Origin of the sequence: Devosia rhizoryzae (assembly GCF_016698665.1) — a bacterium.
Lineage (GTDB): Bacteria > Pseudomonadota > Alphaproteobacteria > Rhizobiales > Devosiaceae > Devosia > Devosia rhizoryzae.
The window spans coordinates 84,960-98,969 of record NZ_CP068046.1 but is presented as its reverse complement, the minus strand read 5'-3'; the positions used below and the strand labels follow the sequence as shown (position 1 = coordinate 98,969).

Below are 14,010 nucleotides of genomic sequence, written 5' to 3'. Positions count from 1 at the left end.
TCTGACCGTCCGGGCACTATAAAGCGGCACACTTACCAAAGGCTTATCTACGTAGCCATTTTTACGCAGACTGTTCGGTGATGAACGCATCGAACGCGGCCAAGACTTGGCCGCGGATCGCGTCGGTCTCCATGAACAGCTCATGCCGCCCATTAGCGATCACCATGTGCCGCCCTGTGCGCAGCCGCAGTCCCAGTTGCTCGATCGCTGGTGTCGACACGATGGTGTCCCGCGCCGCCGCCAAGATCAGCAAGGGAATGCGGATGTCGCCTGGAAACTGGTCCGCCCGCGTTTCGAGCATCGCCCGCATTGCCGCCGCCAGCCAACGGAAGGTGGGCGATCCGAGATAAAGGCTGTCATCGGCCCGCACGGTTTCGACCATGCGCTTGTAGCGCAGCATGTCCGAGGTCAGCGGATTGTTCGGATACATGGCCTCGTCCGGCCGCCGGTCGCCCCGGCGCGCCAGCGGCATATGCCCAAGCCCGATAAAACTCAGCGTCTCTGAAATGATCCGGCTGCGCCCCAGGCTCTCGTCCATGTTGTGAAGGCCGACCATTGGCGTCGACAAAAACATCCGGTCGAACATCAGCCGGTCCCGCGTCGCGGTGTGGAGGCTCACGAGCCCGCCCATCGAGTGCCCGACCAGATAGAATGGCGGCGGGCAATCGGGGAGTAGGATTTCGGCGTGGAAACAGCGGAGGTCCGTGACATAGTCGTCGAAACGGTCGACATAGCCCAGCGTGCGGTTAGGGATCAGCCGGTCCGACCCGCCCTGGCCCCGCCAATCGAAGGTCGCCACCGCAAAGCCGCGCCTGCGAAAATCCTCGATCGTCTCGAAATACTTTTCGATATATTCGGTCCGCCCCTGCACGAGGCACACCGTGCCCCGCTGCGGCCCCGCCGATTTCGGCCACAAGGCATAGCGCAGCCGTACTCGGTCCGACGTCATGAAATAGCCCGGTCGCGCACCCTCGGGCACGGGATTGCTGGCAATATTGACCAGCCTGGGTCCGTTGGGATCGACTTGGGCGTTCACGTGCGGCCTCGTGAGAATTTGGCGCACCATAACCGCTGAACACAGAAAAGCCAGCAGCCCGAAAGCTGCTGGCTTGGTCCTTGGCCCGTCCCATGCGGGGGGCGGGGTGATGGGCAGGCCAAAGGGCCTCGTAAACGGTTTGCGTCGCCGTTCACATGACCCTTTCTAAGCCGCCTTGAGTGAACCGGATCGGACCGAAACGTTCATTTTCGGTTCATGCCGCAAAAGCTCTTGAACCGGGAAAAACACCCCCTACATCATGGCTGTCCGCCGGATATCCGGGGACGCCGCTGATGCGAAAAACCACCGTTCGCCGCTTCTGGGACCGGTCAGTGCAAAGGCGGAATGCTCAACCATGTTGCTTAGTGAAAGAACGTGAAAATGCAGACCATCGACTTCTCCCCTTTCTATCGTTCCACCGTCGGCTTCGACCGCCTGTTCAACCGCCTCGACACCTTGGGCGCCCAGGAAACCAAGTCCTACCCGCCCTACAATATCGAGCGCACCGGCGATGATACCTACCGTATCTCCATCGCCGTAGCCGGGTTCTCCAATGGCGACATCGCCGTGGAAACCAAGGAGAACAGCCTCGTGGTCAAGGGCGCCAAGCCCGCCGAGACCAATGATGGCAAGCGTGAATTCCTCCATCGCGGCATTGCCGAACGCGCCTTTGAGCTGCGTTTCCAGCTTGCCGACTATGTCGAGGTTCATGGTGCCACGCTCGAGAACGGCCTGCTCCATCTCGAACTGAAGCGCGAACTGCCCGAAAGCAAGAAGCCGCGCACCATTCAGATCAATGGTGGCACCCAGCAGACCATCGAGGACCAGTCGGTTAACTAACATCGACGACATTTTGGTGATAGAAGCGCGGTCCACAAGGGCCGCGCTTTTTGTTTGCGCGCGCGCAAGGAACTGCCCCGCGGGCGGCGGGTTTAGATGGGCAATCTCCTCCCAAGGAACTACCCATGAGCACCCCATCCATCGCCCTTGAGGGCAATGCCAAGTCGACCGTGATCGACATCCTCAATGCCCGCCTGGCCGACGCCATCGATCTCGCCTTGATCGTCAAGCAGGCGCACTGGAACCTCAAGGGCATCCAGTTCATCGCCGTGCATGAAATGCTTGATCCGATGCGCGCTGCCATCGATACCCATGTCGACATCATTGCCGAGCGTGTCGCCCAGCTCGATGGCATTGCCCTGGGCACCAGTCAGGTGATCGCCAAGGCCACCAAGCTTGAGCCCTACCCCACCGACATCCGCAAGGTTCCGGATCATCTTGCCGCCCTTGCCGACCGTTTCGCGACACTTGCCAACCAGGTGCGCGAAGATATCGATGCGACGGACGAAGCCGGTGATGCTGATGCAGCCGATATCCTGACAGCCTTCTCGCGCGAGCTCGACAAGGACCTTTGGTTCATCAAGTCGCATCTCGAATAGGATTTTCAAGAATTAAACAGGCTGGTCGTCCGCCAAATGGTCGACCAGCCGCTAATTTCCTACGCTTTTCTATAGGACTTTGCCGCAAAGTCCTATTTTTTGTGTCTGCATGACGGCAAAAGCGCTTGCAGCAAGTTTTGAATTATGCAAATGTGACTTCGTTAGGGCAGCACGTCTGTCCTATCTGACGCGTCGCCCCGCTCTCCGCGGCAAGCACGCACGCTGGTCCGGCTGGCCCACTTTGCTATGAGTGGAAACGGATAGGCGGGGCTGAAACAGCCAAGAGTATGAGCGGCCATTTGGATGCAGTGCCGCTCCCCACAAAAAGGTCGAAGTTGCTCATCCGAGCCGTACCCTGTAGTACGACCCGCACAGAGCTCTGCGCCCTAGAGGAAAAGAGAGCATCCAGCCGCCGGAATGCCGGTCTTCAAGGATGCGCCACGACAAAGCAATAGCCCGTAAAGGGCGCCGAACAAACGAGGTAAAGCCATGGCATACGAACGGACCGGAACTCCCGCCCAGACGAGCACTGCCAAGACCAAAACCTTGATCTTGAACGGCAAGCGCGTCGATGGCCGCCCGCAGGCTCAAGGCCTCTACGACCCCGCCAACGAGCACGATGCCTGCGGCATCGGCATGATCGCCAACATCAAGAACAAGCCCAGCCACGAAGTGGTCGAAAAGGGTCTCGAAATTCTCGAGAACCTCGAGCATCGCGGTGCCGTGGGCGCCGATCCGTTGATGGGCGATGGCGCTGGGATTCTGGTGCAGACCCCGCACGCCTTCTTCCAGAAGGTCCTGCCCTTCGCCATTCCCGACAAGCACGGCTATGCCGTTGCCATGATCTTCTACCCCAATGTGGAAGGTCTGCGCGATCGTTGCGCCGCCGTCATTCGCCGCTGCCTGGAGGGCGAAGGCCTCGAGCTTCTCGGCGAGCGCATCGTGCCGACCAACAACGGCAAGCTGAGCCGCGGCGTCATAGCCACCCAGCCGGTGATCGAACAGATGGTTATCCGCCGGCCCGACGGGCTGACGCTGGACGAGTTCGAGCGCAAGCTGCTGATCGTCCGCAAGGTCATCTCCAACACCGTCTACGCCGAAGTGCCGGAGTCCAATTCCGACAACGGTTTTTATGTCGTCTCCATGTCGGCGCGCACCCTGGTCTATAAGGGCATGTTCCTCGCCGACCAGCTCGGCTCCTTCTATACTGACCTGCACGACGACCGCTTCGAGTCCGCCATTGCCCTCGTGCACCAACGCTTCTCGACCAACACCTTTCCCTCCTGGAAGCTCGCCCACCCCTACCGCATGACCACCCACAATGGTGAGATCAACACCATCCGTGGCAACGTCAACTGGATGGCGGCCCGCCAGGCGTCGGTCTCCAGCCCGCTTTTTGGCGACGACATCACCAAAATCTGGCCGATCTCCTATGAGGGCCAGTCCGACACCGCCTGCTTCGACAACGCGCTCGAATTCCTCGTGCGTGGCGGCTATTCGCTGCCCCACGCGGCAATGATGCTGATCCCCGAAGCCTGGGCCGGCAACCCGTTGATGGATGAACAGCGCCGCAGCTTCTACGAATATCACGCCGCCCTTATGGAGCCATGGGACGGCCCCGCCGCCATGTCGCTTTCCGACGGCCGCTATGTCGTCGCCACCCTTGACCGCAATGGCCTTCGCCCGGCGCGCTACCTCGTCACCAAGGAAGGTCACGTCGTTCTGGCGTCCGAATCCGGCGTGCTCGATATTCCGGACGAAGACATCGTCGAACGCTGGCGCCTTCAGCCCGGCCGCATGCTGCTGATCGACCTCGAAGAAGGCCGCATCATCTCGGACGACGAGATCAAGCGCACGCTTGCCACCAAGAACCCCTACGCCGAGTGGCTCGCTCGCAGCCAGATCGTCCTCGAAGATCTGCCCGAAACCGAGCCCAAGGCGCCGTCCACCTCGGAGTCGCTGCTCGATCGCATGCAGGCCTTCGGCTACACCCAGGAAGACATCAAGATCCTGATGGCGCCGATGGCCACGACCGGCCAGGAAGCCGTCGGCTCCATGGGCACCGATACGCCCATCTCGGCGCTCTCCAACAAGAGCAAGCTGCTTTACACCTATTTCAAGCAGAACTTCGCCCAGGTCACCAACCCGCCGATCGATCCGATCCGCGAGGAATCGGTGATGTCGCTCGTCTCCTTCATCGGCCCGCGTCCCAACATCTTCGACCTTGAAGGCTCGTCCCGCGAGAAGCGCCTTGAAGTGCGCCAGCCCATTCTCACCAACCCCGATCTCGAAAAGATCCGTGGCATCGGGGACATGGAAGACAATCAGTTCAAGACCCGCACCCTCGACATCACCTACCATGCCAGCCAAGGCGCGGAAGGGATGGAGAAGGCGCTGAGCGACCTCTGCGAAGTGGCAGAAGCCGCCGTCCGTGGCGAATACAACATCATCATTCTGAGCGACCGCCTCGTCGCCGCCGATCGCATTGCCATCCCGGCACTGCTGGCGACTGCTGCCGTCCACCATCACCTGATCCGCAAGGGCCTCCGCACCTCGTCCGGTCTCGTCGTCGAAACCGGCGAAGCCCGCGAGATGCACCACTTCGCCATGCTGGCCGGCTACGGCGCCGAAGCCATCAACCCCTACCTCGCCTTCGAGGCCCTGGCGGCCCTTCATGCCGAAGGCGAATATCCGCCCGAGGTGTCGGCCGATGAAGTGGTCTACCGCTACATCAAGTCGGTCGGTAAGGGCCTCCTCAAGGTCATGTCCAAGATGGGCATCTCGACCTACCAGAGCTATTGCGGTGCCCAGATCTTCGACGCCATCGGCCTAAACTCGGACTTCGTGCAGAAGTACTTCTTCGGCACCGCGACCTCCATCGAAGGCGCAGGCCTCGTCGAAGTTGCCGAGGAAACGGTGCGCCGCCATGCCGACGCCTTTGGCGACGACATTGTTCTGCGCAAGGCGCTCGATATCGGTGGTGAATATGCCTATCGCATCCGCGGCGAAAAGCACGCCTGGAGCCCGGACGTCGTGGCTGATCTCCAGCACGCCGTGCGCACTGCCGACGAAAGCCCAGAAACCGCCCTCACCCGCTACGAAAGCTACGCCGCGCGTGTAAACTCGGGCGAAAACGGCTACCTCGCCATCCGCCACCTGTTTGACATCCGCCCCTTCGGCGAAGCCATTGAGCTCGACCAGGTCGAGCCCGCCGCCGAGATCGTCAAGCGCTTCGTCACCGGGGCCATGAGCTTCGGCTCGATCAGCCGCGAAGCCCATACGACGCTTGCCATCGCCATGAACAAGATCGGCGGCAAGTCCAATACCGGTGAAGGCGGCGAAGAACCCGATCGCTACAAGCCCCTGCCAGATGGCTCGCCCAACCCGCTGCGCTCCGCCATCAAGCAGGTCGCGTCCGGTCGCTTTGGCGTCACCACCGAATATCTGGTCAATTCCGACCAGATCCAGATCAAGGTCGCGCAGGGTGCCAAGCCCGGCGAAGGCGGCCAATTGCCCGGCCACAAGGTCGATTGGATCGTCGCCAAGACGCGCCACTCCACCCCCGGCGTCGGCCTCATCTCGCCCCCGCCGCACCACGACATCTATTCCATTGAAGATCTCGCCCAGCTCATCTACGACCTCAAGAACGTCAATGAGCAGGCCGACATCTCGGTCAAGCTCGTCTCCGAAGTCGGCGTCGGCACCGTTGCCGCCGGCGTCGCCAAGGCGCGCGCTGATCACATCGTGATTTCCGGCTATGATGGTGGCACCGGCGCGTCGCCGCTGACCTCGCTCAAGCATGCCGGCGGACCCTGGGAGATCGGCCTTGCCGAGACCCACCAGACCCTGGTGCTCAACCGCCTCCGCAGCCGCGTCAAGCTCCAGGTCGATGGCGGTCTCAAGACGGGCCGCGACGTGCTGATCGGTGCCCTCCTCGGCGCCGACGAGTTCGGTTTTTCGACCGCGCCATTGATCGCGGCCGGCTGCATCATGATGCGCAAGTGCCACCTCAACACCTGCCCCGTCGGCGTCGCCACCCAGGACCCGGTGCTGCGCAAGCGCTTCAAGGGCACGCCCGAACACGTCATCAACTACTTCTTCTTCGTCGCCGAAGAACTGCGTGGCTTGATGGCCGAGCTCGGTGCCCGCACACTCAACGACATCATCGGCCGCTCCGATCTTCTTGATCAGCGCCGCGCCGACGATCACTGGAAGAGCTTCGGCCTCGACCTCTCCAAGGTCTTCTTCAAGCCAGAGCCCATCGGCGGCGACACGCTGTTCCAGTCCGAGCGCCAGGACCATCACCTTGAAACCGTGCTCGACCGAAAGCTCGTCGAACTCGCCAAGTCCGCCCTCGAACACGGCACCGCCGTGCAGATCGAGCTGCCGATCCGTTCGCGCGATCGCTCCGCTGGCGCCATGCTGTCGGGCGCCCTTGCCAAGAAGTACGGCCATGACGGCCTGCCCGAGGACACGGTCTCGATCACCCTGCGCGGCACGGCCGGCCAGGCCTTCGGCGCCTTCCTCGCCAAGGGCATCTCGATCGACATGATCGGCGACGCCAACGACTATGTCGGCAAGGGCCTTTCCGGCGGCCGCATTGTCGTGCGCCCGTCCGAGAAGGTGCAGTTCGAGCCGTCCAAGTCGATCATCGTCGGCAACACCGTCCTTTATGGCGCCACCGCCGGTGAACTCTATGCCCGCGGCGTCGCCGGCGAACGCTTCGCCGTCCGCAACTCCGGCGCCATCGCCGTGGTCGAAGGCACGGGCGACCATGGCTGCGAATACATGACCGGCGGCCTCGTCGTCGTCATCGGCCCCACCGGCCGCAACTTCGCCGCCGGCATGAGTGGCGGCGTCGCCTACGTCCTCGACGAAGACGAAACCTTCCGCTCGCGCTGCAACCTCGCCATGGTCGATCTCGAACCGGTCGAGGAAGAAGAGCAGCTCATGCGCAAGCTGCACCACCACGGCAACGACCTCGAATGGCATGGCCGCGTAGACATCTCGGGCGACATGACCAAGCACGACGACGAGCGCCTGCATCAGCTGATTTCCAATCACCTGCACTACACCGGCTCGACCAAAGCCAAGGCCATCCTCGACAACTGGGTCGAGATGCGGCCAAAATTCGTCAAGGTCATGCCAGTCGAGTACCGCCGCGCCATCCTAGAAATGGAAAAGAAGCGGTCGACCGGCGGCTACGTGGCGGCAGGGGAGTTAGCGCAATGAATTTGAAGCCTATGTTGCTCGGTGTTGCGCTGTTCTTTGGCCTGGCCGCACCGTCCTATGCCGATGCCATCGTCTGGATCATGTTCAAGAACGCCCAGGGACAGTTCAAGCCGGTTGAAGCCCGTCTTCAGCAGCGCGCCATGAGCATGTTCGATTGCCGCGAAGCGCTTAATGCGGGTGCCGGCGACATGCTGGTGCGGCAATTGTCCAATCCTGAAAATCATCCGGACCTCGTCGGCTGGCGGGTTTCCGCCGTCGAATGCCGCGAAGCGAGGGAGTAGTCCTATGGGTAAAGTTACAGGCTTTCTCGAGATCGAACGCGAAGAAGCGCGCTATGAACCCGCTTCCGATCGCATTCGCCATTTCGGCGAATTCATCATCCCTATGTCCGAAGGACGCGTCGCCGATCAGGCCGCCCGCTGCATGGATTGCGGCATTCCGTTCTGCCATGGCGATACCGGTTGCCCGGTCCATAACCAGATCCCGGACTGGAACGACCTCGTTTATAACGGCGATTGGGAGGAAGCCTCGCGCAACCTCCATTCCACCAACAATTTTCCTGAGTTTACCGGCCGCATCTGCCCCGCGCCCTGCGAGGAAGCCTGTACCCTCAATCTCGAGGACACCCCCGTCGCCATCAAGACGGTGGAACAGGCCATCGCCGACAAGGCCATCCGCAATGGCTGGGTAAAGCCCGCAACGCCCGAAGCCTCGACCGGCAAGAAGGTCGCCGTTGTCGGTGCCGGTCCCGCCGGCATGGCTGCAGCCCAGCAGCTGGCCCGCGCCGGTCACGAAGTCCATCTTTATGAGCGCGAGCCCAAGGCCGGTGGCCTCCTTCGCTACGGCATCCCCGACTTCAAGATGGAAAAGGACCATATCGACTTCCGCGTCAGCCAGATGGAAGCCGAAGGCGTCACCTTCCACTATGGCGCCAATATCGGCGTCACCCACAAGCTCTCCTATCTGAAGCGCGACCATGATGCCGTCCTGCTGACCGGCGGCGCCGAAAAGCCGCGCCCCGTCGATGTGGAAGGCCTCGACTACCATGGCGTCCACTTCGCCATGCCCTTCCTCGTGCAGCAGAACCGTCGCGTCGGTGGCGAAGACGTTTCCGACCAATTCCAGCTGACCGCTGCCGGCAAGCATGTCGTCGTCGTCGGTGGCGGTGACACGGCCTCCGACTGCGTCGGCACATCGTTCCGCCAGGGGGCGATTGCCGTCACCCAGCTCGACGTCCGCCCTATGCCGCCCGAGCTTGAAAACAAGCTCACCAATTGGCCCAACTGGGCGGTCAAGATGCGCACCTCGTCCTCCCAGGCCGAAGGCGCCATCCGCGAATTTTCTGCCGGCACGATGAAGATCGTCGGCAATGCCAAGGGTCAGGTGACCGGCGTCGAATGCGCCCGCGTCGACCGCAAGCGCGTCGCCATCCCCGGCTCCGAATTCATCATCAAGGCCGACCTCGTGCTCCTCGCCATCGGCTTTGCCGGCCCGGTCCAGGAAGGCATGCTGACCGAGCTGGGTGCCGACTATGACAAGCGCGGCAATCTCTTCGCCGACACGATAAGCTACCGCACCACCGTCCCCAAGGTCTATGCCGCCGGCGACATGCGCCGCGGTCAGTCCCTCGTCGTCTGGGCCATCCGGGAAGGCCGGCAGGCTGCCCGCTCGATCGACCTCGACCTCATGGGTAAAACGGCCCTTCCTCGCTGATCGCCACAAACTTGATCTGTCCCTCCCCCTATCAGGGGGAGGCTAGGTGGGGGTATTGTCCCGCAGACTCGATTCCCTCGGACCAGCGATGCCCCAAGCCCCCTACACCGTCGACGAGCTAATCTCCGCCAAAGCCATCGCCGCCCGCGTCGAGGGCCTGGCCCGAGACATTTCCACCCATTTCGCCGACACCGACAAGCTCGTCGTCGTGGGCCTCCTCCGCGGTTCGTTCATCTTCATCGCCGACCTGGTGCGCGAGATCGATCTGCCGGTGGAAGTCGATTTCCTCGAAGCCTCCTCCTATGGCGATGCCATGGAATCGAGCCGCGAAGTGCGCATTCTCAAGGACCTGCGCGGCGAGATCGCCGACCGCGATGTGTTGGTGGTCGAAGACATCATCGATACCGGCCACACGCTCAAGCACGTGCTCGAAATCCTCGAGACCAGACACCCCCGCCGCATGGAAGTCTGCGCCCTCCTCAACAAGCCATCCCGCCGCGAGGCGCATGTTCCGGCAAAATGGATCGGCTTCGACATTCCAGACGAATTCGTCGTCGGCTACGGCATCGACTACGCCCAGCGCAACCGTAACCTCGCCCATATCGGCAAGGTCCGGTTTTTGGAGTAGCCCCCACCTTCCCTTCTCCCCTTGCGGGAGAAGGTGGATCGCGCACAGCGCGAGACGGATGAGGGGTATGGCCCTCTCCATGAAGTCGAGTGTCGAGACAGGCCCGAACCCCTCATCCGCCCTACGGGCACCTTCTCCCGCAAGGGGAGAAGGAAGATTGCCCTACATCACCGCCCCAACCTGCCACGGCACAAACTCATTGTCGCCATAGCCCAGCTCTTCCGACTTCGTCCGCTCCCCCGACGCGACCCGCAACATCAGGTCGAAGATTTGCCGGCCCTTCTCCTCGATGCTCACGCCCTCGACGATGTCGCCGCAATTGATGTCCATGTCGTCGGTCATCCGCGCATAAACATCCGAGTTCGTCGCGAGCTTGATCGAGGGGACGGGCTTGCAGCCATAAGCCGAACCGCGCCCCGTGGTGAAGGCGAGGACATTGGCGCCACCTGCCACCTGCCCGGTCGCCGACACTGGATCGAAGCCCGGCGTGTCCATGAACACGAACCCCTTTTCAGTGACCTTCTCGGCATATTCATAGACCGCAGTCAGCGGCGTGGTTCCGCCCTTGGCCGCTGCACCGAGCGATTTCTCGAGGATCGTCGTCAACCCGCCCAGCTTGTTGCCCGGCGAGGGATTGTTGTTCATTTCGCCATGATTGCGCTGGGTGTAATCCTCCCACCACTTAATCCGGCTGATCAGCTTCTCGCCCACTTCGCGTGATGCTGCACGGCGAGTAAGAAGGTGCTCGGCGCCATAGATTTCCGGCGTTTCCGAGAGGATCGCGGTGCCGCCATTGCGCACCAGAATGTCCGCTGCATAGCCAAGCGCCGGGTTGGCGGTGATGCCCGAATAGCCATCCGACCCGCCGCATTGCAGCGCCAGCGTCAGCTCGCTTGCATCCACCGTCGTCCGGCGCGCCGCCGCGGCGACAGGCAGCATTTCCTTGACCTTTTCAACACCCCACTCGATCATCCGTTTGGTGCCACCGCGCTCCTGGATGGTCATCGACTGGAAGGCGTCGCCCTCTTCGATGCCGTAAAGCTCCTTCATCCGCCCGATCTGGAACACTTCGCAGCCGAGGCCGACCAGCAGGGCAGCGCCCAGATTGGGGTTGGACGTGTAGCCCCACTGCGTACGCTTCAAAATATCGAAGCCCTCGCCGCGCGACTCCATTCCGCAGCCCGTGCCATGCACAAAGGGCACGACGCCGTCGATCTCTGGATAGTCCTCGAGGATCCCCGAGCGGTTGATCGCTTCGGCGACGAATTTTGCCACCGTCGCCGAGCAATTGACCGAGGTCAGAATGCCGATGAAATTGCGCGTTCCCACCGACCCGTTGGCACGGCGGTAGCCCTCGAATGTCGCCCGCTGCTCGATCGGCAGGAAGTTCACCGGCACGGCGCCTTCGGCAAAGGCATAGTCGTGGTGCAAGGTGCCGTCGGCGCCGCCCATCCCGCAATTGTGCTCATGCACCCAGTCGCCGGGAATGATCGCTTCCTTCGCAAAGCCGATGATCTGCCCGAACTTGCGGACCGCTTCGCCCGCCATGATCGGCCGCGTGGCGAACTTGTGCCCCTTGGGCACGCGCCGCACGACATTGACGCCCTGCTGCGTCGGCGTTCCCACATCGAGATTGCTGAGCGCCACGGCGATATTGTCGAGCGCGTTCAGCACCAGTGTCTTGCCCTCGGGGCGGGTCATGATGTCGGTCATTGTGGTCGATGTTCCAGGGGCCAGTGGAATGCGGTTCGCATCGCAACGTGCCGAATGCTGCCCCGGATTGGCGAACGCAAATGGGGAACATCGGCTTGTTATTCAGCGTCGCTCTGACTAACATGTTAGCATGAAAACGGAAGCCGGTCCTTATCAATTTCTGCCACCCGCCGGCACCTTTGCGCGCGGCAGCGTGACCGTCGACGTGACCAATACCTTGCGCGACGCTATCGTGACGCTCGCCTTGCCGCCGGGAGCCATGCTCGACAAGTCCGCGCTCTGCACCCAGCTCGGCGTTTCGCGCTTCCCGGTCAGCGAAGCCTTGGCGCGTCTGGCCGATGAAGGTCTCGTCGACATCGCCCCGCAGCGCGGCACGACCGTGTCCCTCGTCAAGATTGCCGACGTGCGCGAATATATGCTGATCCGCAAAGGCCTTGAGTCAGAAGCGTTGCGCGTGTTGATCGGCCGGCACGACGCCGAGGTCATCGACAGCCTTCATGCCAACATGGCGGCGCAACGCGAAGCCGCGTCCCGCGACGATGCCGAAACCTTCCATGGCGTGGACGTCGATTTTCACGACATCATTTTTCGCGGCATGCGCCTGACCAAGGTCAAGTCCATCATCGACCGGGCCCGCGCCAATCTCGATCGCGCCCGTCGCCTGATCATCACGCCCCGCCGCCTTGCCCACACCATCAGCGAGCACCAGGCGATCTTCGATGGCATTCTTGCCGCCGACACCGCCATGGCCATGGCAGCCATCCGCGCTCACATCGACGCTGTAATGGTCGAGCTTTTCGCCTTTGCTCAGGAACATCCCGAGCTCTTCGCCGACGGCGCTGATTTTGCCGCCGACACCAACGACTTCCCCTTCGGTTGACCGGACAACATCATGCTCAAGAACATCCCGCCCCTGCTCGGCCCCGAACTGCTGTCGACGCTTCGTGCCATGGGCCATGGCGACGAAATCGTCATCGCCGACGCCAATTTCCCGGCCGAATTTCTGGGACCGCTGACCATGCGCGCCGATGGCATTTCGGCAACGGACATGCTCGAAGCCGTGCTCACCGTCATGCCGCTCGATGAATTCGTGGACGAAGCCGCCATCGGCATGGCCGTGGTCGGCGATCCCGATGCGCGCGAACCGATCTATGACGCATTTCAGGACATCATCACCCGGCACGAGCCGAAGATGTCCTTCACCACCATCGAGCGCTTCGCTTTTTACGACCGCGCCCGCAAAGCTGCAGCCGTCATCCAGACCGGCGAAAGCCGGCTCTACGCCAACATCATTCTCAAGAAGGGCATCATTCGCCCCTCTGCCGCCTAACCCAAGAAGGACCAAGCATGAAACTGCTCCGCGTCGGTGCCAAGGGCGCCGAAAAGCCCGCCATCCTCGCCGATGACGGCACCATTCGCGATCTGTCCGGCATTGTTCCCGATATTGGCGGCACAACGCTTCTCGACGAAGGTCTGGCCAGTATCCGCGCCACCGACATTGCCGCGCTGCCTGAGCTGAGTGCTAGCGAACGCATCGGGCCCTGCGTCGCCAATGTCGGCAAGTTCATCTGCATCGGCCTCAACTATGCCGACCACGCCGCCGAAACCGGCGCCAAGATTCCTGAAGAACCGATCATCTTCATGAAGGCGACCAGCGCCATCATCGGCCCCAATGACGATGTGATCATTCCCAAGAACGCCATCAAGCCCGACTGGGAAGTCGAGCTCGCCATCGTGATCGGCAAGGAAGCCCGCTATGTCGAGGAAGCCGATGCGCTGGACCACGTGGCTGGTTATTGCGTCTGTAACGACGTCTCCGAACGCCACTTCCAGACCGAGCGCGGCGGCACCTGGGACAAGGGCAAGGGCGCCGACACTTTCGGCCCGATCGGCCCCTGGCTCGTCACCAAGGACGAGGTCGCCGATCCACAGAACCTATCCATGTGGCTTGAAGTCGACGGCCACCGCTACCAGAACGGCTCCACCAAGACGATGATTTTCGGCGTCGAAAAGATCGTCTCTTATGTCAGCCAGTTCATGAGCCTCCAGCCCGGCGACGTCATCACCACCGGCACCCCGCCCGGCGTTGGCATGGGCATCAAGCCCGAGCCCGTCTGGCTCAAACCCGGCAACGTCATGCATCTGGGCATCGAAGGCTTGGGCGAACAGCGTCAGACCGTGCGCGCTTACAGCGCATGACCGCACATAGGTAGTTTATCCATTCGGATAATCACGCTAAGGCTGAGCCT

The 14,010-nt window shown here is 61.9% G+C and carries 11 protein-coding genes; 9 read left to right on the top strand and 2 right to left on the bottom strand.

What is annotated here, in order from left to right:
* Window positions 1-61: 61 nt before the first annotated feature.
* The gene (locus JI748_RS00440) at window positions 62-1,036 is read right to left on the bottom strand and encodes an alpha/beta fold hydrolase (protein ID WP_201633787.1); all 975 of its coding nucleotides are present in this window, start codon (window positions 1,034-1,036) and stop codon (window positions 62-64) included.
* 381 nt (window positions 1,037-1,417) lie between these two features.
* Here JI748_RS00440 and JI748_RS00435 point away from each other — a divergent pair, with 381 nt between their 5' ends.
* The 6 genes from JI748_RS00435 to hpt all read left to right on the top strand — a co-directional run bounded on the left by JI748_RS00435 (window position 1,418) and on the right by hpt (window position 10,048).
* Window positions 1,418-1,876: an Hsp20 family protein gene (locus JI748_RS00435; RefSeq protein ID WP_164535644.1), complete on the top strand. Its 459-nt coding sequence runs from the start codon at window positions 1,418-1,420 to the stop codon at window positions 1,874-1,876.
* Window positions 1,877-2,001: 125 nt separating this feature from the next.
* A complete protein-coding gene (gene dps, locus JI748_RS00430; RefSeq protein ID WP_164535645.1) occupies window positions 2,002-2,475 on the top strand; it encodes a DNA starvation/stationary phase protection protein Dps in 474 nt (157 codons plus the stop codon).
* 489 nt (window positions 2,476-2,964) lie between these two features.
* Window positions 2,965-7,707: a glutamate synthase large subunit gene (gene gltB, locus JI748_RS00425; protein ID WP_201633784.1), complete on the top strand. Its 4,743-nt coding sequence runs from the start codon at window positions 2,965-2,967 to the stop codon at window positions 7,705-7,707.
* Window positions 7,704-7,988: a hypothetical protein gene (locus tag JI748_RS00420; RefSeq protein ID WP_201633781.1), complete on the top strand. Its 285-nt coding sequence runs from the start codon at window positions 7,704-7,706 to the stop codon at window positions 7,986-7,988. The genes gltB and JI748_RS00420 overlap by 4 nt, the downstream gene beginning before the upstream one ends.
* Before the next feature lie 4 nt (window positions 7,989-7,992).
* Window positions 7,993-9,420 (top strand): glutamate synthase subunit beta, encoded by a 1,428-nt coding sequence (locus JI748_RS00415; RefSeq protein ID WP_201633779.1) that lies wholly within the window; start codon window positions 7,993-7,995, stop codon window positions 9,418-9,420.
* 88 nt (window positions 9,421-9,508) lie between these two features.
* A complete protein-coding gene (gene hpt, locus JI748_RS00410; protein WP_201633777.1) occupies window positions 9,509-10,048 on the top strand; it encodes a hypoxanthine phosphoribosyltransferase in 540 nt (179 codons plus the stop codon).
* Window positions 10,049-10,210: 162 nt separating this feature from the next.
* Here the strand turns inward: hpt and JI748_RS00405 are convergent, their stop codons facing one another.
* On the bottom strand, window positions 10,211-11,761 hold the full coding sequence (locus JI748_RS00405) for a UxaA family hydrolase (RefSeq protein ID WP_407644929.1): 1,551 nt from the start codon (window positions 11,759-11,761) through the stop codon (window positions 10,211-10,213).
* A 130-nt stretch (window positions 11,762-11,891) separates the two neighbouring features.
* On the opposite strand from JI748_RS00405, the gene JI748_RS00400 reads away from it, so the two are divergent.
* Genes JI748_RS00400 through JI748_RS00390 form a run of 3 tightly spaced genes read left to right on the top strand, consistent with a single transcriptional unit; the run spans window position 11,892 to window position 13,960 of the window.
* The gene (locus tag JI748_RS00400; protein ID WP_201633775.1) at window positions 11,892-12,641 is read left to right on the top strand and encodes a GntR family transcriptional regulator; all 750 of its coding nucleotides are present in this window, start codon (window positions 11,892-11,894) and stop codon (window positions 12,639-12,641) included.
* 12 nt (window positions 12,642-12,653) lie between these two features.
* Window positions 12,654-13,091: an RbsD/FucU family protein gene (locus JI748_RS00395; protein WP_201633773.1), complete on the top strand. Its 438-nt coding sequence runs from the start codon at window positions 12,654-12,656 to the stop codon at window positions 13,089-13,091.
* 17 nt (window positions 13,092-13,108) lie between these two features.
* A complete protein-coding gene (locus tag JI748_RS00390; protein ID WP_201633771.1) occupies window positions 13,109-13,960 on the top strand; it encodes a fumarylacetoacetate hydrolase family protein in 852 nt (283 codons plus the stop codon).
* Window positions 13,961-14,010 lie beyond the last annotated feature (50 nt).

Bases quoted from the DNA above. Each gene is read 5' to 3' on its own strand.
- JI748_RS00435 (WP_164535644.1), top strand. From the start codon at position 1,418: ATGCAGACCATCGACTTCTCCCCTTTCTATCGTTCCACCGTCGGCTTC.
- dps (WP_164535645.1), top strand. From the start codon at position 2,002: ATGAGCACCCCATCCATCGCCCTTGAGGGCAATGCCAAGTCGACCGTG.
- gltB (WP_201633784.1), top strand. From the start codon at position 2,965: ATGGCATACGAACGGACCGGAACTCCCGCCCAGACGAGCACTGCCAAG.
- JI748_RS00420 (WP_201633781.1), top strand. From the start codon at position 7,704: ATGAATTTGAAGCCTATGTTGCTCGGTGTTGCGCTGTTCTTTGGCCTG.
- JI748_RS00415 (WP_201633779.1), top strand. From the start codon at position 7,993: ATGGGTAAAGTTACAGGCTTTCTCGAGATCGAACGCGAAGAAGCGCGC.
- hpt (WP_201633777.1), top strand. From the start codon at position 9,509: ATGCCCCAAGCCCCCTACACCGTCGACGAGCTAATCTCCGCCAAAGCC.
- JI748_RS00405 (WP_407644929.1), bottom strand. From the start codon at position 11,761: ATGACCGACATCATGACCCGCCCCGAGGGCAAGACACTGGTGCTGAAC.
- JI748_RS00400 (WP_201633775.1), top strand. From the start codon at position 11,892: ATGAAAACGGAAGCCGGTCCTTATCAATTTCTGCCACCCGCCGGCACC.
- JI748_RS00395 (WP_201633773.1), top strand. From the start codon at position 12,654: ATGCTCAAGAACATCCCGCCCCTGCTCGGCCCCGAACTGCTGTCGACG.
- JI748_RS00390 (WP_201633771.1), top strand. From the start codon at position 13,109: ATGAAACTGCTCCGCGTCGGTGCCAAGGGCGCCGAAAAGCCCGCCATC.